Origin of the sequence: Vannielia sp. (assembly GCF_029212645.1) — a bacterium.
Lineage (GTDB): Bacteria > Pseudomonadota > Alphaproteobacteria > Rhodobacterales > Rhodobacteraceae > Vannielia.
The window spans coordinates 1-18,724 of sequence record NZ_JARGND010000007.1 but is presented as its reverse complement, the minus strand read 5'-3'; the positions used below and the strand labels follow the sequence as shown (position 1 = coordinate 18,724).

The window sequence follows — 18,724 nt, the reverse complement described above, 5'->3', positions numbered from 1 at the left end:
GGGTCATGGGCCAGAAAGAGTGAATATCGTCTGAACAGCAAGAACAGCGGGGGCGGGGCGGGCACACTTGGGTTGGGCCGGAATGGCGGCGAGAGTGCTGAGCGTTTGGCGGTTATCAAGATGGAGGCGCACGACTTTGCTCGCTCGAGGAAGGACTCGCGGCGGTGAGTTTTCACGCTGGTCCCGTGCCCTTTGCGATGGCGGTGGGGTGGCGGGTAGCTTTCGGTGCGATAGGGGAAAATATCTTACGAAATAGGGGCTTGGAGTTTGAGAGCTGCGCGTAATTTGGGTGAATATCTCGTGGGGAAGCAGGGCGGATGAGGCGGGGATGCTCGGTGCATTGGAGTGTGGCGGCAGTTATGGGGCGGGGCTTGAGGTGCTTGGCGGGGAGCCCAATCGAGACCCGCGGTTTTATGCGCTTGGCAACGGGGCGATCCAGCTGAATCAGGGCTTTGGTACTTTGCAAATACGCGTTGAGATGGGGCAAGTGCGGCGGGACGATATCAGCGGGTTTCTTTCTCGAGGGAGGCCGCTGATCCCAATAAACCGAGGCCAGGCAGGGGGCGTTAACCCCAAAAAGCGAAGGGCCACAACCGATACACAAGGGATGCACAACCCATGCACATGTCATCCGACATATCGGGCAGGGGTTAACGCTGCGCGCGGCGGCCCCAGCCCACCCATCCGTCCGCCCTGATCGACGGGCCGGCCCGCCGTAAACAGGAGGATCAGGCGGGGCCGAGCAGGCTGGCGAGGCGGCGGAAGGCGCGTGGTGGGCCTTCGGGACTGGCTTCAGCGAGGAAAGCATCAAGCGCCGGGTAGGCCCGGATGGCGGCGTCAATCTCCGGGTCGGACCCGTTGGTATAAAGCCCTGATTGGATCATCAGCTCGGCGCGGTCATAGGCTCCGAGGCGGCGGCGGGCACGCGAGATCAACTCGTTCTCGTAGTCCGAAGCGGCGGCGGGCAGCGAGCGGGAGGTGGAGCGCAGCAGATCGACGGCGGGGAAGCGGCCTCGCTCTGCGATTTCGCGCGAGAGAACCACATGGCCATCAAGCACGCCGCGCAGGATATCGGCCACGGGTTCGTCCATATCGGAGCCGGCGACCAGCACCGAAAAGATGGCAGTGATGTCGTTGGAGCCTTCCAGGCCCGGCCCCGCCCGCTCGGCCAGTGACATGATCATATGCGCGGTCGAGGGCGGATACCCGCGCAGGTTGGCAGGCTCGCCCGCCGCCAATGCGATTTCGCGGTGGGCCTCGGCGAAGCGGGTGACGCTATCGGCCAGAAAGAGCACGTGGTTGCCCGCATCGCGCAGGTGTTCGGCCACGGTCATCGCTGTCCACATGCAGCGACGGCGCGAGATGGCGGATTGGTCGGAGGTGGCGGCAACGATGACCGAGCGCGCCATGCCCTCGGCCCCCAGAACCTCCTCGACGAAATGGCGCAGTTCGCGGCCCCGTTCGCCGACCAGCGCGATCACCGCGATATCGGCCTCCAGCCCCTTGGCGAGGTTGCCCAGCAGGGTCGATTTGCCCACGCCGGACCCTGCAAACAGCCCAAGGCGCTGGCCACGCACCAATGGGAGCAGCGTGTCAAATACAGCGGTGCCGGTGGCGAGCCGTTCGCCAAGGGTGCGCCGGGCGGTGGCGGGCGGTGCGGCGGGGCGCAAGGGCAGCAGGTGGCCGCCTTTGGGCAGCGGGCGACCATCAAGCGGGTTGCCATAAGGATCAATGATGCGCCCCAGCCATGAGATATCGGGCGAGAGGCCATCCTGGCCCTGAAGCGTGACCTGATCATCAAGGCGAATCCCCTCGGGCGGGCCATCGGGGAGGACCATGGCGCGCTCTGGGCCAAGGTCGATCACCTCGCCGCGCAGGCGGCCCTTGGCGGTGGCAATCCACACTTGATCGCCCAGCGCGGCGGCGCTGGACAACCCGGTAAGCTCTACCGCGCCGCGCCCAACGGCAGAGACCCGCCCGATAGAAACGGCAGGGCGCAGGGCGGCGATTTCGGCAGTGAGTTGGGCGAGGGAAGCGGGGGGCATGGGATTCTCCACAAATCGGGCCGGGAATCGGCGCCTCGAAACTGTTTCTAAAGGAATCAGGGTTAAGCCAAGGTTGAAACCCGTGGGAGAAACCCCGATGTTTGATCAGCTCGAGATCCTTTCGATGGCCCGAGGCCTCGCTAGCCACTCTGCCGCCCGGCAGGAAGTTGTGGCCCGAAATCTGGCCCAGGCAGATACGCCCGGCTACAAGGCCCGCGATATCGCGGCCTTTTCGCAATCCTATGACAGTGGCGGCACGATGGCGCTGCGCGGAACCCGTGTGCAACATATCGGCAGGGGTGAGGCAAGCCAGACGCCGCGCAGCTTTATAGAGCGCGGGATTGATGGCGACCCGAACGGCAACACGGTGTCGATCGAGGCGCAGATGGTGAAATCTGCCGAGATCAGCACCAAGCATGACATGGCCCTCAGTGTCTATCGCTCAACGCTGGGCATGATGCGCGCCACGCTGGGGCGGGGGTAACGGGCGATGAGCGATCTGTTCCAGAGCTTCTCGATTTCCGCCAGCGCGATGAAGGCGCAATCCACCCGGCTGCGGCACCTTTCGGAAAACATGGCCAATGCCGATACCCCCGGCTACCGCCGCAAGCTCACACCGTTCGAGGCGCAAATGAGCGGCGGGCGGGTGACCGGGGAGGTGCGTGCAGCCCCGGTGCAGCTGGATCGCAGCGAGCTGCCACAGGTGTTTGATCCGGCCCATCCGATGGCGGGGGATGATGGCTATTACACCGGCTCCAACGTGGATGTGATGGTGGAGATCGCCGACGCGCGGGAAGCCCAGCGTAGCTACGAAGCCAACTTAAAAATGTTCGATCAGGCCCGGCAAATGACCCGTGGTCTGTTGGAGATACTGCGAAAATAGCAGTGAACCCAGCCAGTTAGAGGAGGTCCAGAATGGATATCAAACTGTCGCAGGTCGCAAACCTTTACGAAGGTGCGCGCCCCGTAACCGCCCCAAAGCCGGGCGGAGAAGAAAGCGGCAACGCCTTCGCCAAAGTGGCGGATGGCTTTGCCGACATGCTCCAGAACGCGGAGCAAACGGCCAAGGATGCGATGGTTGGCAAAGCTGACCCGCACGCCCTTGTCCAGGCCCTGGCGGAAACGGAACTGGCGGTCGAAACCGCCGTGACGGTGCGCGACAAGGTCGTGGAAGCCTACCAGGAAATCCTGCGGATGCCGGTGTAAGCGATGCCGGAGGCCACTTTTTACGACACGCTCCGCGAGGGGCTTTGGGCGGCCGTCATGATTGCCATGCCAATCCTGACGGTGGCGCTGGTCGCCGGCGTGGCCATCGGCCTCGTTCAGGCGCTGACTTCGGTGCAGGAGATGACGCTGACTTTCGTTCCCAAGCTCGCCGCAATCCTCGCGGTGTTCTGGCTGACGATGAGTTTCATGACCGGCACATTGGTCGATTTCTTCCAATCCACTCTCGTGCCGCTGATTGCGGGGATTTGATGCAATGACAACTGGATATATCACCCTCACGCGCCAATCGGGCCTGATGAACGAGATGCGCAGCGTGGCCAATAACATAGCCAACATCTCGACCACCGGGTTCCGGCGCGAGGGCGTGGTGTTTTCTGAATGGGTGCGCGCCGCCGAGGGGCCTGCGGGCTCTGTTTCGATGGGCACCGGACGGGTGCGGGCGATGGATCTGAGCCAGGGCACCCTCAGCCAGACCGGCGGCACCTTTGACTTTGCCATTGAAGGTGAAGGCTTTTTCCAGGTGCAAACGACCGATGGTTTGCGCCTGACGCGCGCGGGCAGCTACACGCCCGGCCCGACAGGAGAATTGGTGAACGGTGACGGGGCCTTCTTGCTTGATGCCGGCGGTGCGCCGGTGTTCGTGCCGCCGGGTGCACGCACGGTGGCCCTAGCCGGCGATGGCACCCTGTCTGCGGATGGTGTGCCGCTCACCCAGATCGGCCTTGTCGCCCCGGCGGATGAAACCGCGATGACGCACCGTGGTGGCACGCTTTTTGATCCAGGCGGTGCGGTGATCCCGGAAGAAAACGCCAGCGTGCTGCAAGGCTATGTCGAAGAAAGCAACGTGAACCCGGTGCTCGAAATTGCCCGGATGATTGAGGTGCAGCGCGCCTATGAGTTGGGTCAGAAATTTCTCGATACCGAGTCCAAACGCAAGGACTCGATGATCGAAACCCTCACGCGATAACCAGAATGAACGGAGCAGCCAAATGCAGGCCCTGAAAATCGCCGCCACCGGCATGAGCGCACAGCAGATGCGGGTCGACGTAATCTCGAACAACCTCGCCAATATGTCGACCACCGGCTACAACGCCCGCCGCGCCGATTTTGCCGATCTGCACTATCGCCAACTGGCCCGGCCCGGCACGATCAACGCCAGTGACGGCACGGTGCTGCCATCCGGCGTGCAAATTGGCCTTGGCGTGCGGCCTTCATCGGTGTCGGTCAATCTGCAACAGGGCTCGCTTGGAGCCACTGGCGGAGATCTTGATGTGGCGATCGAGGGCAATGGCTACCTTGAGGTGACGCTGCCTTCTGGCGCATCCGGCTATACCCGTGACGGCGCGCTCAAGCGCTCGGCCGATGGCCAGATTGTGACCGCTGACGGCTATTCCGTCGTCCCCGACATCACCATTCCCGACGATGCGCGCGCCATTTCGATCAACGGGTCAGGCGAGGTTTATGCCTATTTCACCGATCAGGTGGAGCCGCAGCTTCTGGGCCAGTTCACGCTGGCGGATTTCTCAAATGAGAAGGGTCTGGAGGCGATGGGGTCAAATCTGTTCCTCGAAACCGAGGCCTCTGGCCCTGCCTTGGTGACGACACCCGGTGAAAACGGGCTTGGCACCCTGCGCCAGGGTTTTCTGGAGGACAGTTCGGTTGATGCCGTGAAGGAAATTACCGACCTTATCCAGGCCCAACGCGGCTATGAGCTGAACGCCAAGGTGATCACCGCTGCCGATCAGATGCTCGGCGCGACGACGCAAATTCGCTGATATGCGCGTTTTCCTCGCCCTCCTTATCGCCTGCGCCACGCCAGCCGCCGCTGACACTTTGGTCGCCAAACGGATGATTCCGGCCCGCGCCATCCTCACGGCCGCGGATATGGCGGTGCAGGGCGGTGAGGTGCCAGGCACCCTTGCGCACCCGGATGAGGCTCTGGGAATGGAGGCGCGCGTGGTGATCTACCCCGGCCGCCCGATCATGGCGGGCGATGTGGGTGCCCCGGCGCTGATCGAACGCAACGAGGTGGTGACGCTGGTTTACAAACGCGGCTCGCTTTTGATCGCCACAGAGGCCCGCGCGTTAGGCCGCGCCGCCGAGGGTGACATGCTGCGGGTGATGAACCTTAGCTCGCGGAGCACCGTAACGGGCCGCGTGGATAAACGGGGCCGGGTTCTGGTGGGCCCGAGCCAAGACATGATGATTGATTTGGAGGATTTCTGATGATGCGTGCCACTTTTGCAGGCCTGGCCTTGATGGCTGCTCTTACCGGCTGTACCCGGCTGGAAAATGTGGGAAAGGCGCCCGCCTTTGCACCTCAGGAAGGCAATTACGAACACCGCGCCATGGCCTCAACCCCGCTGCCCGATGTGCTGGATTCCAAACGGGGCCACGAGCAGGCCTCGCTGTGGAGCCGCAACCGGCAATCGCTGCTCGGAGACCGGCGCGCAATGCGGCAGGGCGATATCCTGACGGTCGTGATCGAGATCGATGACAGCGCCTCGATCTCCAATGCCAGTGATCGCCAGCGCAGCGGATCAGAGAGCGTCAGCATTCCGTCACTATTTGGCATTCCGCAGCGCATTGATGAGCGCTTGCCAGAAGGGGCCAGCATGGATGACGCGGTGAGCACTGATTCTTCCTCCTCCTACTCTGGCGATGGATCTGTGAGCCGCAAGGAAAAGCTCAAGCTCAAGATCGCCGCGACTATTGTGGAGGAAATGGCGAATGGGGTTTTGCGTATTCAGGGCAATCAGGAGGTGCGGGTGAACTTTGAGCTGCGCGAGCTTCTGGTTTCGGGCTACGTGCGCCCCGAGGATGTGAGCCGCAACAATGAAATCACCTATGACAAGATCGCTGGCGCGCGAATCAGCTACGGCGGGCGCGGCCAGATTTCGGACGTGCAGCAGCCCCGCTATGGCCAGCAGGTCGCCGATATTCTGTTGCCGTTTTAAGAGGGAGATGTGCTGATGAAGTCCCTGCTCGTTCCTGTTTTTCTGGCGCTCTTGGGTCTGGGTGGTGGTGTGGGGGCCGGGTTGTTCTTGCGCCCACACGCTGAAGAGATGGTCGCGTTGCCGCCATGCGGCCCCGATGGCCAGCCGATGCTTGTGGCCGGAAATCACAGTAAAGCGCCGGAGGCGAAAGTCGAAGAGTTGGGCACCGAGGGTGACCCAACCAAAGAGTTTGTTAAGCTCAATAACCAGTTCATCGTGCCGGTGGTCCGCGAGGGCAAGGTGGTGTCGATGGTGGTTCTCAGTTTGAGCATCGAGATCGATATCGGCGGGCGCGAACTGGTTTATGGGCGCGAGCCTAAACTGCGGGATGTGTTCTTGCAGGTGCTGTTCGATCATGCGAATTCGGGCGGGTTTTCTGGCAACTTCACAGATGGCACCAAGATGCGCCGCTTGAGCGAGGCGCTGCGTGAGGTGGCCCGCAAGGTGCTGGGCGAGACGGCTTCGGATGTGTTGATCGTGGACATTGTCCGCCAGGACAGCTAACCCAAGCCTCGTTTCTCAAGGGCGGCAGCGGATCAATCCGTGCCGCCCTTTTATTTGTTCTCAGAGAGTTTTTGGCTGGCCTGCATCTGCCCAAAGCTGCGGCTCAGCCCTTTGCGGGCGGCGGCCGTGGCCACGTGGGCGCGGGCCAGATCGCCATTGAGCGCGGCTTTCCGCCCATCTGTCCAGCGCAGCCAAGCCCCTGTGGCGCGGGCCAGAGCGGGCGAAAAGCTTGCGGGGTCTGCCGCGTCGGTCATGGCTTGGGCGCGCGCTTCATCCAGCCCGTCGAGAGAGGCCTTCACCCGTGCCTCAACCGCCAGCCGTGCGCGCAACTCGGACTGTTCGGCCATGAAACGGGCTTCCATGAGTGCCGCGAGGCGGGTCATGTCCCGCGCCTTGCGGCTCATGTTTTTCCTCGTGGTGAGGCGTAGCTGCCCCTGGCCTTCAAGCGCATCGCCTCGGCAAACCGGATTGCAGCAGCCACCGGGGCATAATACTCCGGCTCAATCTCTTGACCAATCTTGACGGTGGCATGGAGAGCGCGGGCGGTTGGCGGATCCCGGTGGATCGGGACGGCGTGTTCATTGGCCACTTCGCGGATGCGCGCGGCAATGTCATCCACTCCCTTTGCCACACAGACCGGTGCGCCAAGGGTGGCACGGTTCCATTTCAGGGCCACGGCATAGTGCTGAGGGTTAACGATGATGACATCGGCCGTCGGCACATCGGCCATCATCTGCGCCGAGGCGATTGCCATCGCCTTTTGCCGCCGCTGCTGCTTGATGTGGGGATCGCCCTCACTCTCCTTGCCTTCGTCCTTCAATTCCTGGTGTGTCATCCGGTTCTTGCGCAGGTGTTCGGCGCGTTGCCAGAAAAAGTCACCAGCGGCGATGATCCCGGCGATAACCGTAACAATTGCCAGAAACCCAAGGCAGAGACGCCCCAGATGCACCCCTACCTGGCCCGGATCAAGCGCTGTTGCCGAAATCATCTCAGGCAGGCGGTAGGCGAGGTAGGTGAAGAGAACGATCGAGATCACGGCGAGCTTCAGGAAGCCTTTGAAGAACTCAAACAACCCGTTGCGCCCGAACTTGTTTTTGGCGTTCGAAAGGACCGAAATGCGTGACAGCTTCGGCTTGATTTTATCGGGCGCAAAGGTAACGGCCTGTTGCGCGATCAACGCCAGCACCGTTGCCACCGCAGGGATGGCAAACCACGGAGCCATAGCGCTCACCACCCGCCCCATAAGCCCACCGGACAGGGCGGCAAACCCCGGCGAGGTGAGCATTGGCGCGAGTTGGTCTGCCTGGCCCAATAGCTGGCTCCCCACGGTGCCAACCGCCGAAAGGCTGGCCCCGCCAATGGCGGAGGCCGCCAAGAGGATGCCGCCATAGGCGGCAGCAGTTGTCACATCGGTGGAACGCGGAACTTCGCCTTTCTTGCGGGCATCATCGAGCCTCTTTTGCGTTGGCTCATGTTGCTTCTCGCCCTCTTCCTCCTGGCCGGCCATCAGCCGCTCCCGAACGGGGTGGCGAGGTAGGTATTGAGCGCGTGAAGCCAGAGCGACAGCAAGTGGGGCGTGGCAAGAAACATCAGGATCAGCCCCCCTGCGGTGATAGCTGGCGCGCCGACGAAAGCCACCATGAGCTGGGGCATCGCGCGGTTAATCACCCCGAGGGCGATGTTGTAGATCAACGATGCGATGATGAAGGGCGAGGCGAGGGTGAACCCCATGCCAAAGGCGCGAGTGGTCTGCGCAAGGCCCCATTCCAGCACGTCCGAAGCGCCAATCACCGCACCCACCGGCAGCACGCGGTAGCTTTCGGCCAGGGCGGCGGCGACCTGGACGTGGAGGTCGGACATGACAGCAAGGGTAAGGCCCGAAACCACCAACAGGTGGCCCATGGCGGGCTGTGGATCAACGTTTGATGATGTGCCGAAGATCTGCGACAGCGAAGTGGATTGCGCCGCCATGGTGCCCGCAACCTGAAGTACGAAAATGAAGAATCGCAGGCCAAGCCCGAAGACCACGCCAATGCCCGCTTCGGAGGCGAGGGTCATCGAAAAGGCGACCTCGGTGAGCGAACTATAATACGGCACTTCGACCATGGGCGCCACGATCACAGTGAGCGCAATGGTCGCCGCAAGGCGGACGCGCATTGGCACGCCGCGCTCGCCCAAGGCTGGCATTGTCGCCATCGCGCCGCCCACCCGAAGCATGACAACGAAGCCGGTGATCAGCATCTCCTGGGTGATCCCCAAAAGCTGAAGCAACGCCTCGCTCATGCGGGGACAACACCCAAAAGCGCTGGCCGGGCATCCATGCCGATTTCTTCAAAGGAGAGCACAGGAGCCGCGATGCCCTTGGCGGTGAGCACCTTTCTAAGAAATCGCCGGCGGCGTGACGAGGTAAGGAGGGCAGGCGCAATCCCGGTTTCTGCGGCTTGCGAGAGCTTGTCGGCAACACCGCTTGCGAGCTTATGGAAGAAGTCGGGTGGAAGCGCGATGTCCTCGCTGCCGCCCGCACCTTCAATCTGGTGGGCTGAAAAAGTCTCTTCCCATTCGGGGGCGAGTTGCAGCAATGGCAGCGATCCGTCTTCGCGCTTGAGCTCGGAGACAAGCTGAAAACCGAGCCGCTGGCGAACATGCTCGCAAATGCTCTCGGGTGTCGCATAGCTTGACCGCGCTTCCGCGATAGCCTCAAGAATAAGCGGCAGGTTACGCACCGAGACCTGCTCATCAAGCAGCAAGCGCATGACCGAGAGCAAAAGATCGATCGGCACCTTGTCGGGCACCAATTCGTCGATCAGCTTGCGGTTTGCTTCGGCGCGGGTGGGATCGGTCAGGTTGGAAAGTTCCTCAAGCAGGCGGCGCAGCGCCTTCATCGTGAGCAGGCGGGCAAAATTGCGTTTGATGACCTCAAGCAAGTGGGTGGCCAATACCTCGGCGGGGCTTACGACGGTTGCGCCCTGAAGCGCGGCGTCTTCACGGGCTTCTTCTGAAATCCATCGCGCGGGCGCCCCATAAACCGGCTCTTCGCAATCCTCGCCGGGTGGCAATAACTCTGGCGTGTCACCGACAAGCGCCAGGATCTGATCGGGCTGAATGCGGTTGCGGGCCTGTTCAACGCCATGGATCCGGATCGCATAGGTGCCAGGTCGCAGCGCGGCATTGTCGGTAAGCCGTATCTCAGGGAGGATCAGCCCGAAGGTTCCGGCGACATGGGCGCGCATGTTCTCGATCCGGGCATCAAGGCCGGTGGCCGGGTCGAGGACCATCGAAACCAGGTCGGGTGAAAATTCGACATGTATATCATCCAGATCAAGCATATCCCCAATGGATTTACGGCTGGGCGCGGTTGTTTCTTCGGCGGCAGGAGCAGCGCGGGCAGCGGCAAGGGCTTCGGCTTTGGCGGAACGGTGGCGATAGAAGGCTGCGGCCCCGAGCGCCGCCGCTCCAACGAAAAAGGGCACCATCGGCAACCCGGGCACGAGGCCAAAAAGCGCCATCAACACAGCCACTGTTCCGAGGGCAGCAGGGTGTTTGCCAAGCTGTCCCACAAGGGCGAGATCGGTTGACCCTTTTTCACCGCCACGGGCTAAGAGCAGCGCGGAGGCGATGGAGATGACGACGGCCGGGATTTGTGTGACCAGCCCATCGCCAACGGTCAGGATGGCATAGGTCTCAAAGGCGGTGCCGATATCAAGCCCATGCACCACAGATCCCATCACGAGGCCCATCACGAGATTGAGAAGGGTGATCAGAAGGCCCGCAACAGCATCACCCTTCACAAACTTCGAGGCACCATCGAGGGAGCCAAAGAAGGTGGTTTCGGCCTGCTCGGTCTCTCGCCGCCGCTTGGCTTCGGCGTGGTCGATCGCCCCGGCGGACATATCGCTATCAATCGCAAGCTGCTTGCCGGGCATCCCATCAAGCGCGAACCGTGCACCCACTTCGGCCATGCGTGCGGCGCCTTTGGTGATGACCATGAAGTTCACGATCATCAGTACGCCAAACACCACCAGGCCAAGGAACACCGAGCCGCCCATGACGAACATCGCAAAACCTTCGATCACTGTGCCGGCGGCTTGCGTGCCGGTATGGCCCTCGCCGATGATCAGCTTTGTTGAACTGACGTTGAGCGAAAGGCGCAGCATGAGAGAGGCCAGCAAAATCGTTGGAAAGGCCGAAAAATCGAGCGGGCGTTCGATGAAAAGGGTTACTGTGAATATGAGGATCGCCAGCGCGAAGGACGCGGCGAGGCCAACATCAAGCACCCAGGACGGCATGGGGAGGATCATCATGGTGATGACCCCCATCAATGCCAGCGCGAGCAGGATCGTCGGTTTGAAGATTTCCGATGCGACCAGTTTCATGGCTCAAGGCTCCTGCGGGTTAAACAAGCCTGCGCTGGCAGGCGCTGGGCTGACAGGGACCAGGCTGCCAAGGCTGGGCGGAGCTTGCGAGCTGACCAAAAGCGGGAAGGAATTGCTCCGGGGTTCAGCGGGTGGGCGCGGCGCGGAGGGGCCGGTTGCCATCGCAGTGGCAACGGCTGGGTCTTGGCCGCGCATGCTGTTGCGAAAGCGGTAAAAGGCATCGAGGTAGGCTTTGGCTTCATCGGGAGGCAGCGGGCGCCAAGTGGCAACCGCTGCTCCCCAGCCCCCGGCGGTTTGCGCGCGGCGGGCCAGTTCGACGGCGGCAAAACTGGCGTTCAGACCGGGGTTGAACATGTCTTCCAGCGACGCAAAGCCCTTTTCGTGTTCAGAGTAATTCAGGCCGAAACATCCGAGCGCAAGACTTCTCTCGCCTGACTTGATTTGTTGATAAGCAAAGGCGCGGGCATCATCGGCGGTTTCAAACCACACATGGCGACCTGCGGCGCTTACCGTCCATGGCCAGGGCTGCATGTGTCCTTCGATCTTACGGCCGGATTCGGTGAACATCAGCCCGCGCAATACTGAAAGCGGCACGCCTGTGCGCGCAGAAGCTTCGCGGGCAGAAGCTTCACAAAGGGCACTGCGGGTGTCGGCCAGAAGTGGAAGGCTCAATAGGGTGAGCAGCGCCAAGACTATAAGAAAGAGGAGCCGCAGCCGTGATCTGCCAGCCGTTGGCGGCAGTGGAGGGGCTGGCCGCTCACCGCATTGCGGCGTGAAAGGACCATGGAAATCTAAAGCATCTTGGCGCATATGGGATCGCAGTTCTTGCTGATCTGGTTTGAGACGATCCTAGGGCCACGTGGTTTACAATTGGTTTCCGTTTTACGAGTCTGGTGCAAAAGTGCCGGGTTTCTGGGGCATGGCTTCGTTTGGGCCAACCTCTCCTGTTTCCTTTGATTTTTCTGCCAGCAGTGCCTCCAGCGCTGCGCGGCGGGTGCGGATCTTTTCCAGCAGGTCGACGGTTCCGCCCAGGGATGGCGTGGGTGGCGCAACAGGCGGCTCCTCAGCCGCGACGTTCACAGCGAATCCGGCCTCCCCCGCGCTCCCCGATTCGGCGATCAACTGCGGGTTCCCGCTGGCCCAAGCGGCGCGGCGGGCGATGTCTTCATCACCGGCGACCTGACCAAGCACATGGGCGCGTTCATTCTCGCCAAGGGCCGCCAGAATTTCGGCGCGGAGCCTGTCGGATTCGGCCCCTTGCAGGCCGGAAAGCGAGGCCAGCGCCCGCTCATACCGCCCCAAACCCATCATCGCCTTGATCCGGGTAAAGCGATAGGCATCTTCTGGCGGTAGATGCTCGGCCTGGGCAAGCGCCTGCTCGGGAAACCCCAAAGCCAGAAGGCGTGCGGCGATGGAATGGGCTGTCTCGTCAGAGACCTCTCGACCAATTTGGCTGCGCTCCGGATCAAACAAAATGCGCAGAAAGCCGGCATCACTGGCATCCGAGGTCAGCGTGATTCCAACGGAATTTCGCGCATTCGGGAGCGGATCGTCCAGATCGGCGGGCGGTGTCATCGCGAGGGCCTGATCGAGGTGAGCGAAGGCTTTTTGAAACTGGCCATCCAGCGCGTAGGCCGGGGCCAGAGCGATGTGAAAATTACGGGTGAGCCGGGTATCGTCATGTTCAAAAATAAGGGCTTCAGCGTGGTTGATCCGGTCAGGGGGCGGCACCACACCGCGAACGGTTTCGAGCCGGATGAGATCGAGCAGGGCTTGGGGGGCCTCGGCATCGTTGGTGTCGGCGACCTCTTCCAGCAGCCCTTCGGCTGCGAGGCGACTGGCTTTGGAGGGATGGCCATCTCCACCGGCTGCGTAATCACCCACTTCGGCCAGTTTGGCCTGAAGCAGCGTGTAGCTGGTGCCGTGGTCCCCCTCGGCACGGCGCAGAGCGTCCCGAAGGGCTGCGGCAAGGTCGTCGTGACCGCAGGCAAGCAGCTTTTGCGCCAGCCGGGGCACCAACCAGCGGCGCAAGTGCAACGGCAGGTCAGATGCTGTGGCCCGCACGGAATCGCGTGCATTGAGCGACAGGGTTTCGGGGATGGGTTGCGCCAAAAGCGCCCAGAAGGCGACCTGGCCAGGGCAAGAAGACTGCCCGGCCAATGCACCAGTTTCGGCGTTGGGGGTATCATCCATTACATTGGCAATGGAGCGGTAGAGGTCAGCCTGGGGTGTGCCCGTAAGGAAACGATCAACGACTTGCCGGGCTTCGGCCCCGAACCCAAGATATAGATAGGCCCGCACCAAGTCTTCGGCGGCCTTTGTGTTGGGCGCATCAAATTCTCGCAGGAGCGATTGGCGGGCTGTTGCAATCATCTCATGCGGGTCGGTTTTCGGCTCAATCACGAGAAATTCGAAAAAACCGGACGGATGGCAGCGCGTGGTCTCGACGGTGCCGCTACGAATGTCTGGCGGGGTGGCGCGGTCTACCCCGGTAACGGCATCAACATTTGCGCCGGGATGGGGATTTGGCAACGTGCTGGCATCCGGTTGCAGCGTGGGGCCGCTGGTGCCAGAAAATTCGGCGCTAGGCTGGATCATGCCTTGGGCTCCAGCGCGGGATAGCTGCTTGAGCAACTCTGCCTCGATTTCCGACACACGCTGACGGGCCGTCGATTCGGCAAAGGTGGTTTGTGCCGTGGTATCAGGCCGCTGCATTTTGGGCTTGGTTAGCCGAGCGGGTCGGTCAATTTCCACTTGCCGGTCATAGCGATTGCGCATGGTTTTTTGAAGCAGCGGAGGCAGGGCGCTATCGGGATCCGTGACCGTGCGCTTGCTTTCAAGCTTGAGGACTGGTGTGGTGGCGGCAGGCGCAGATGTGGTCGTTTCAGAACCAAAAAGCGCAGTGTCGAATCGGGTACCTTGTGGGACAGGGCCGTCGACGACATCAACAACGAGGATCGAGTTTCCCAGGATGAACCCGGTAACGTGGCAGTCACAATCGGCGGTGATTTCCAGCACGCCCTCTGCGTTATTCCAGCGAAGATCCTGAATGCGCGTGCGCGGGATCAGATCAAAGGCGCGCTGGAGGTCAAGGGTGATATTCTCGCGGGTGAGCCTGAGGCCAAAGCCGGTGTCCATCCGGCCCAAATCCCAATCAGTAGGCTCGCCCATGACAAGAGCGAGGCGGCTGAAGGTTCCATGCTCGCCAGATTGCACCCGCACAGTTTCCGCCATGGTAGCGAAGCTAGGGGCGAGCGAGGCCACCACCACCGCCGCAAAACGGGCGAGGCGTTTCATGCAGCCTCCGATTTCAGGTTTTTCAGGGCCTCCTCAAGATCAGCGAAAGACGGGCGGCAATGGCCTGGTGTGTTCTGCCGACCGACCTCAATGCAGATATTTGTGGCGTGCTGGTGCAGGTTGGCGACGAGGACTTCGCGGATCAGCGTATAGAAATGCGAATCCTCTGCGATCACCGATTTGATCTTTTCGGCGAACGGGCCAACGAAACCGTAGGCAAGAAACACGCCCATGAAGGTGCCAACGAGCGCGCCGCCGATCATCTTTCCCAAGATTTCAGGGGGTTGATCGATCGACCCCATGGTTTTGATCACACCCAGAACGGCGGCCACGATCCCCAACGCAGGAAGCCCATCGGCAACGGTCTGCATGGCGTGGCTGGAGTGCATGGCATGCTCAAGGTTGGCACCCATGCGCTTTTCGAGCACTTCTTCCACCTGGTTGGGATCGTCATAGTTCATTGAGGCGGAGCGCAACGTGTCGCAGATCATCTCGATTGCCTCCGTATCCGCCAGAATTTTCTCGTACTTCGAGATGATCGAGCTTTCTGCCGGGTTTTCGATATGCTCTTCAAGGGCCACCGGGTTTTGGCGCGCAAGGCGGATCAACTCGAACAGAAGACAGAGCAGATCCTTGTAGTCATCATGTTCCCAATGGGGGCCTTTGAAGACCTTTTTTACATCCTTGAGCGTGTGTTTGATGGCGGCCATATCGTTGGAAAGCACAAAGGCCCCCACGGCGGCGCCACCGATCATTGTCAGCTCAAACGGGAGGGACTTGAGGATGATCCCCATCTTGCCGCCTGCGGCGAGATAGCCGCCAAAGACCATCACAAAGATGACGATGATGCCAACGATTCCGATCATGCTTTTCTCACTCGCTTATTTGACGTTCGGGTCCGCAAGGCGGTGCCCTGCCCGCCGGGGACTATGGCAGAACCATGTTAATTTTCCCTGATCCGCGACCAATCAATCGGTGGGCACCGAGCCATTTCGGCCTGCGAGGATCAGCGAGATGGTATAGGCGGCTTTCGGGTCCATGCCTGCCAGGACGGCGGCGGCGCGAGCGGATTGCATTCGGCCAAGAAACCCAGCGGCAAACTTTGGATCCATCTCCTGAAAGAGGGCGGCGGCGTCCTTGGGTTTCATGGCTTCATACACGCCAGTCAGTTGAGAAAGGTCGTTCTCAGCGGCGCCATCAGCCAGCGCCAACGTTGCTTCGAGCTCGGTCTCGGCATCACGCAACGCCTCCATTTCGGCAGCGATTTCCTGGCGGGCGCGAGAGAGAGCAAGCATTTCTTCCGAGACCGCCGATTCGCGAGATTTGACGGCCGCTTCGCGGGCATTCAGTGCTTTGAGAAGGTTCGCGATCTCCGGTTCCGGCGCGCATTGGCCTCCAAGAGAAACCGCGCTTTCGTCGTGCTCCCCGTCGTGCAGGATGCCACCCATTTCGCGCGCAATCGCCGCCCCGGTGCCGGTGGTTAAACGCAAGGCCGCCGAGGCGAGGAAAAGCAGGCTGAGGGTCATCAATAGGCCCTTGCCGAGCCGAACCTTCAACCGTTGTTTTCGTGGGCGGCGGCCTGCTGTGGCGATGCGTTTCTTGCCCATCAGGCAGCCTCCTGCTCAGAGGCCTTGCCCGCGCGACGGCGCTTTACGGACCGCGATTTTGGCGCTGACACATCGGCGGGATCCGGGAGGTCGTGCATGGCGGCCAATAGCATATCGAGGCGCCCGGCGGCCTCCTCGGCCCGCGCATTCAGGGCATCAAGACGCGCGACAGAAGTGTTGGAGGTTTTTTGAGCCTGCTTCAGTGCACGGGTGAGATCATCAACCTGCACGGAGAGGACCGCCACTGCGCCGCCCATCCCCCTTTCAAGGTCGGTGAACCGCGAAAGGCGGCGCGACAGCACAAGGCAATAGCCCCCGGCTCCAAGCGCCGCCAGCGTTAGTAGAATATCGGAAAAAAGGCTTATCATCACAAAGAGTTCTCCCTAATTGACCACAAATTCCGTCACCAGCAGGTCTTTTACCCGCCCTTCTCCGGTGACGATCTGGATGCGTCGCAGCATCTGTGCCCGCAGGCTCAAAAGCGCGCTTGGGCGCTCGATTTCCGAGATATCGACGGCGCGCAGGTAGGTATTGAGGACGTCAAGGATGCGCGGCATCAGCATTGTGACGTCGTCTTCAGTGCCCGCCTCAACTTCGAGCTGCGCGCGAAACCTCAAATGGGCTGCGCGACCCTCCGAACGCATCGCAATGATGATCGGGTCGATTGCGACAAAGGCGATGGCTGGCAAGGGCTCAGCCTCGGCGCTGTCTCCGCTATGGCCGTTATCGGCATGCTCCTCACCCGTTCCGAGAATCATCCCCGAGAAAGTGGCATAAAAGCCGCCTCCCCCCAACGCGAGCGCGAGGAGCAGGCCAAACAAAAAGGCCTTCTTTGATTTCTTTTTGGGCGCTTCTTCGCCTTTGGCGGCTTCTGCTGCCTGTTCGTCATCGGCCATTGCAGCGGTTCTCCTGCTCAATCCGTCTCTGTCTTTAATAGACCGAAGGTGGCTAACCGATTGTTAAGGCGGATCGGCGATTTATGGGGAGACGGGCAGAAGCCTGGAGTTAGCGGAGAATACGCGTGCAAAACCTGATCGACACTTGGAATGGCTTGGAAGCGCGGCGCAGAATCACCGTGATTCTGGCCAGCGTTACGGTGTTTCTCGCCGTGCTTATGCTGAGCCGAATGGCCACCGCGCCCGGTATGACACTCCTTTATGCGGGGCTTGATCCCTCGGCGGCGGGTGAGGTTGTGACCGCACTTGACCAGCGCGGCGTTGCTTATGAGGTCAAGGGAGGCGCGATCTATGTGGACAGCGCTCAGCGTGATTCGCTCAGGATGACGCTGGCGACCGAGGGGCTGCCGGCAACAGGGGGCCAAGGTTACGAAATTCTTGATGGCCTCACCGGATTTGGCACCACGAGCCAGATGTTTGACGCAGCGTATTGGCGTGCCAAAGAGGGTGAGCTGGCCCGCACGATCCTTGCCTCGCCGCGTATCCGCGCGGCGCGGGTGCATATTTCAAACCCTGCCGCGCGGCGATTCGGGCGTGAAAATACAAGTTCGGCCAGTGTTTCGGTGACGGCGAGAAGCGGGCGGATCAACGGGACCGAAGCGCAGGCGTTTAAGAACCTTGTGGCCAGTGCGGTTGCCGGATTGGAGCCCGAAAGCGTTTCGATCATAGATGGTGCCAGCGGTGCCGTGGTGAACGGCGATCAGAATGGCGATCCAGTCGGCGCGGACCGTGCGGAGGCGTTGCGGCATAACGTGCAGCGGTTGCTGGAGGCCCATGTGGGACCCGGCAACGCCGTGGTTGAGGTGTCCGTCGAAACGCATACCGACCGCGAACAGATCATCGAGCGCACCTTCGATCCGCAAAGCCGCGTGGCGATCAGTTCGGAGGTGGAAGAACGGTCAAACAGTGCGAGGGGCTCTAATCCCAGCGCCGTCACGGTGGCCTCCAACCTGCCAGACGGCGAAGCCGCAGGCGGCGGCGAGAACCAAAGCCAGGAAACGCAAACCCGCGAGCGCACAAACTATGAGGTCAACGAAACCCAGCGTGAACTGCTGCGCTCCCCCGGTGCGGTGAAGCGGGTCACCGTGGCCGTTCTGGTCGACGGGTTGCGTGGCGAGGATACAAACGGCGACCCTACATGGGAGGCCCGACCAGAGCCGCAACTTGAGGCCTTGCGCGAGTTGGTTGCCAGTGCGGTGGGCTTTGATGCGGATCGCGGCGATCAAATCACCATCAAGTCGCTCGAATTTGAACCGGTCGCGCAGATGGGCACAACGGCCGGCGGGTCCGTCCTGGATGGGCTCAATATCATGACTTTGATTCAACTGGCGATCCTTGCCTTGGTTGCGCTGGGCCTTGGGCTTTTCGTGTTGAAACCCGCGCTCTCGGCCCGGGCGCTTCCTCCCCCGGCTGAGCCTGCTCCGGCGCTTCCTGCGGCAAGTGCCGCTGGCCCGCTGGAGAATGCTCCAGTGCCCGAAGCCCTCACGGGTGAGATAGACGACAGCGGTATCGAACTGCCCGATATGGCTGTCGTGAATGATGATTTTGGATTTGGCGATGATGACGGCCTGCCAAACATCGGCGCCTTTGGAGGCGGTATGAGCGACGATCCCGTCACCCGCTTGCGCCAGATGATCGAAGATCGCCAGGATGAAACCATCGAGATCCTGAAGGGATGGATGGAAAGCGATGAGGAGGAAAAAGCGTGACCAGCAAAGG

Annotated in this window: 21 protein-coding genes; 10 read left to right on the top strand and 11 right to left on the bottom strand. The window is 61.4% G+C overall.

The window, feature by feature from the left end; translation table 11 throughout:
• Positions 1–728: 728 nt before the first annotated feature.
• Complete coding sequence (locus tag P1U55_RS03725) at positions 729–2,045, bottom strand: FliI/YscN family ATPase (RefSeq protein ID WP_301046159.1); 1,317 nt, start codon at positions 2,043–2,045, stop codon at positions 729–731.
• Positions 2,046–2,142: 97 nt separating this feature from the next.
• Here P1U55_RS03725 and P1U55_RS03720 point away from each other — a divergent pair, with 97 nt between their 5' ends.
• From P1U55_RS03720 to P1U55_RS03680, 9 genes are read left to right on the top strand one after another with little or no spacing between them, the layout of a single operon-like run.
• The gene (locus P1U55_RS03720; RefSeq protein ID WP_301046158.1) at positions 2,143–2,529 is read left to right on the top strand and encodes a FlgB family protein; all 387 of its coding nucleotides are present in this window, start codon (positions 2,143–2,145) and stop codon (positions 2,527–2,529) included.
• 6 nt (positions 2,530–2,535) lie between these two features.
• Complete coding sequence (gene flgC, locus P1U55_RS03715) at positions 2,536–2,928, top strand: flagellar basal body rod protein FlgC (RefSeq protein WP_301046157.1); 393 nt, start codon at positions 2,536–2,538, stop codon at positions 2,926–2,928.
• 32 nt (positions 2,929–2,960) lie between these two features.
• Positions 2,961–3,251, top strand: a complete 291-nt coding sequence (fliE, locus tag P1U55_RS03710; RefSeq protein WP_301046156.1) for a flagellar hook-basal body complex protein FliE — start codon at positions 2,961–2,963, stop codon at positions 3,249–3,251.
• A gap of 3 nt (positions 3,252–3,254) precedes the next feature.
• Positions 3,255–3,521: a flagellar biosynthetic protein FliQ gene (locus P1U55_RS03705; protein WP_301046155.1), complete on the top strand. Its 267-nt coding sequence runs from the start codon at positions 3,255–3,257 to the stop codon at positions 3,519–3,521.
• Between the two features lie 4 nt (positions 3,522–3,525).
• Entirely contained in the window at positions 3,526–4,239 is a 714-nt protein-coding gene (locus tag P1U55_RS03700; RefSeq protein WP_301046153.1) for a flagellar hook-basal body complex protein, read from the top strand.
• Between the two features lie 22 nt (positions 4,240–4,261).
• A complete protein-coding gene (gene flgG / locus P1U55_RS03695) occupies positions 4,262–5,047 on the top strand; it encodes a flagellar basal-body rod protein FlgG (protein WP_301046152.1) in 786 nt (261 codons plus the stop codon).
• A 1-nt stretch (position 5,048) separates the two neighbouring features.
• The gene (flgA, locus tag P1U55_RS03690; protein ID WP_301046151.1) at positions 5,049–5,498 is read left to right on the top strand and encodes a flagellar basal body P-ring formation chaperone FlgA; all 450 of its coding nucleotides are present in this window, start codon (positions 5,049–5,051) and stop codon (positions 5,496–5,498) included.
• A gap of 32 nt (positions 5,499–5,530) precedes the next feature.
• The gene (gene flgH / locus P1U55_RS03685) at positions 5,531–6,229 is read left to right on the top strand and encodes a flagellar basal body L-ring protein FlgH (protein WP_301046150.1); all 699 of its coding nucleotides are present in this window, start codon (positions 5,531–5,533) and stop codon (positions 6,227–6,229) included.
• Between the two features lie 15 nt (positions 6,230–6,244).
• Positions 6,245–6,772 (top strand): flagellar basal body-associated FliL family protein, encoded by a 528-nt coding sequence (locus P1U55_RS03680; RefSeq protein WP_301046149.1) that lies wholly within the window; start codon positions 6,245–6,247, stop codon positions 6,770–6,772.
• A 50-nt stretch (positions 6,773–6,822) separates the two neighbouring features.
• Here the strand turns inward: P1U55_RS03680 and P1U55_RS03675 are convergent, their stop codons facing one another.
• The 10 genes from P1U55_RS03675 to P1U55_RS03630 form a co-directional block, all read right to left on the bottom strand.
• The gene (locus tag P1U55_RS03675) at positions 6,823–7,155 is read right to left on the bottom strand and encodes a hypothetical protein (RefSeq protein WP_301046148.1); all 333 of its coding nucleotides are present in this window, start codon (positions 7,153–7,155) and stop codon (positions 6,823–6,825) included.
• A 17-nt stretch (positions 7,156–7,172) separates the two neighbouring features.
• Entirely contained in the window at positions 7,173–8,279 is a 1,107-nt protein-coding gene (locus P1U55_RS03670) for a flagellar biosynthesis protein FlhB (RefSeq protein WP_301046147.1), read from the bottom strand.
• Positions 8,279–9,055 carry a flagellar biosynthetic protein FliR gene (locus tag P1U55_RS03665; protein ID WP_301046146.1) on the bottom strand — a complete coding sequence of 259 codons (777 nt, stop codon included), beginning with the start codon at positions 9,053–9,055 and terminating at the stop codon, positions 8,279–8,281. The genes P1U55_RS03670 and P1U55_RS03665 overlap by 1 nt, the downstream gene beginning before the upstream one ends.
• A complete protein-coding gene (gene flhA / locus P1U55_RS03660; protein WP_301046145.1) occupies positions 9,052–11,145 on the bottom strand; it encodes a flagellar biosynthesis protein FlhA in 2,094 nt (697 codons plus the stop codon). Before flhA ends, P1U55_RS03665 begins: the two co-directional genes overlap by 4 nt.
• 3 nt (positions 11,146–11,148) lie before the next feature.
• Positions 11,149–11,712 carry a hypothetical protein gene (locus P1U55_RS03655; RefSeq protein ID WP_301046144.1) on the bottom strand — a complete coding sequence of 188 codons (564 nt, stop codon included), beginning with the start codon at positions 11,710–11,712 and terminating at the stop codon, positions 11,149–11,151.
• Between the two features lie 315 nt (positions 11,713–12,027).
• Positions 12,028–14,442, bottom strand: a complete 2,415-nt coding sequence (locus P1U55_RS03650) for a hypothetical protein (protein ID WP_301046143.1) — start codon at positions 14,440–14,442, stop codon at positions 12,028–12,030.
• A complete protein-coding gene (gene motA, locus P1U55_RS03645; protein ID WP_301046142.1) occupies positions 14,439–15,308 on the bottom strand; it encodes a flagellar motor stator protein MotA in 870 nt (289 codons plus the stop codon). The genes P1U55_RS03650 and motA overlap by 4 nt, the downstream gene beginning before the upstream one ends.
• A gap of 102 nt (positions 15,309–15,410) precedes the next feature.
• On the bottom strand, positions 15,411–16,049 hold the full coding sequence (locus P1U55_RS03640; protein WP_301046141.1) for a hypothetical protein: 639 nt from the start codon (positions 16,047–16,049) through the stop codon (positions 15,411–15,413).
• A complete protein-coding gene (locus P1U55_RS03635) occupies positions 16,049–16,414 on the bottom strand; it encodes a hypothetical protein (RefSeq protein ID WP_301046237.1) in 366 nt (121 codons plus the stop codon). Before P1U55_RS03635 ends, P1U55_RS03640 begins: the two co-directional genes overlap by 1 nt.
• 18 nt (positions 16,415–16,432) lie before the next feature.
• On the bottom strand, positions 16,433–16,945 hold the full coding sequence (locus P1U55_RS03630) for a flagellar basal body-associated protein FliL (RefSeq protein WP_301046140.1): 513 nt from the start codon (positions 16,943–16,945) through the stop codon (positions 16,433–16,435).
• Between the two features lie 125 nt (positions 16,946–17,070).
• On the opposite strand from P1U55_RS03630, the gene fliF reads away from it, so the two are divergent.
• A complete protein-coding gene (fliF, locus tag P1U55_RS03625) occupies positions 17,071–18,714 on the top strand; it encodes a flagellar basal-body MS-ring/collar protein FliF (protein WP_301046139.1) in 1,644 nt (547 codons plus the stop codon).
• Positions 18,715–18,724 lie beyond the last annotated feature (10 nt).

What these genes read in the sequence shown, in the direction of transcription:
- P1U55_RS03725 (WP_301046159.1), bottom strand. Translation starts at nt 2,045, where the DNA reads ATGCCCCCCGCTTCCCTCGCCCAACTCACTGCCGAAATCGCCGCCCTG.
- P1U55_RS03720 (WP_301046158.1), top strand. Translation starts at nt 2,143, where the DNA reads ATGTTTGATCAGCTCGAGATCCTTTCGATGGCCCGAGGCCTCGCTAGC.
- flgC (WP_301046157.1), top strand. Translation starts at nt 2,536, where the DNA reads ATGAGCGATCTGTTCCAGAGCTTCTCGATTTCCGCCAGCGCGATGAAG.
- fliE (WP_301046156.1), top strand. Translation starts at nt 2,961, where the DNA reads ATGGATATCAAACTGTCGCAGGTCGCAAACCTTTACGAAGGTGCGCGC.
- P1U55_RS03705 (WP_301046155.1), top strand. Translation starts at nt 3,255, where the DNA reads ATGCCGGAGGCCACTTTTTACGACACGCTCCGCGAGGGGCTTTGGGCG.
- P1U55_RS03700 (WP_301046153.1), top strand. Translation starts at nt 3,526, where the DNA reads ATGACAACTGGATATATCACCCTCACGCGCCAATCGGGCCTGATGAAC.
- flgG (WP_301046152.1), top strand. Translation starts at nt 4,262, where the DNA reads ATGCAGGCCCTGAAAATCGCCGCCACCGGCATGAGCGCACAGCAGATG.
- flgA (WP_301046151.1), top strand. Translation starts at nt 5,049, where the DNA reads ATGCGCGTTTTCCTCGCCCTCCTTATCGCCTGCGCCACGCCAGCCGCC.
- flgH (WP_301046150.1), top strand. Translation starts at nt 5,531, where the DNA reads ATGGCTGCTCTTACCGGCTGTACCCGGCTGGAAAATGTGGGAAAGGCG.
- P1U55_RS03680 (WP_301046149.1), top strand. Translation starts at nt 6,245, where the DNA reads ATGAAGTCCCTGCTCGTTCCTGTTTTTCTGGCGCTCTTGGGTCTGGGT.
- P1U55_RS03675 (WP_301046148.1), bottom strand. Translation starts at nt 7,155, where the DNA reads ATGACCCGCCTCGCGGCACTCATGGAAGCCCGTTTCATGGCCGAACAG.
- P1U55_RS03670 (WP_301046147.1), bottom strand. Translation starts at nt 8,279, where the DNA reads ATGGCCGGCCAGGAGGAAGAGGGCGAGAAGCAACATGAGCCAACGCAA.
- P1U55_RS03665 (WP_301046146.1), bottom strand. Translation starts at nt 9,055, where the DNA reads ATGAGCGAGGCGTTGCTTCAGCTTTTGGGGATCACCCAGGAGATGCTG.
- flhA (WP_301046145.1), bottom strand. Translation starts at nt 11,145, where the DNA reads ATGAAACTGGTCGCATCGGAAATCTTCAAACCGACGATCCTGCTCGCG.
- P1U55_RS03655 (WP_301046144.1), bottom strand. Translation starts at nt 11,712, where the DNA reads ATGTTCACCGAATCCGGCCGTAAGATCGAAGGACACATGCAGCCCTGG.
- P1U55_RS03650 (WP_301046143.1), bottom strand. Translation starts at nt 14,442, where the DNA reads ATGAAACGCCTCGCCCGTTTTGCGGCGGTGGTGGTGGCCTCGCTCGCC.
- motA (WP_301046142.1), bottom strand. Translation starts at nt 15,308, where the DNA reads ATGATCGGAATCGTTGGCATCATCGTCATCTTTGTGATGGTCTTTGGC.
- P1U55_RS03640 (WP_301046141.1), bottom strand. Translation starts at nt 16,049, where the DNA reads ATGGGCAAGAAACGCATCGCCACAGCAGGCCGCCGCCCACGAAAACAA.
- P1U55_RS03630 (WP_301046140.1), bottom strand. Translation starts at nt 16,945, where the DNA reads ATGGCCGATGACGAACAGGCAGCAGAAGCCGCCAAAGGCGAAGAAGCG.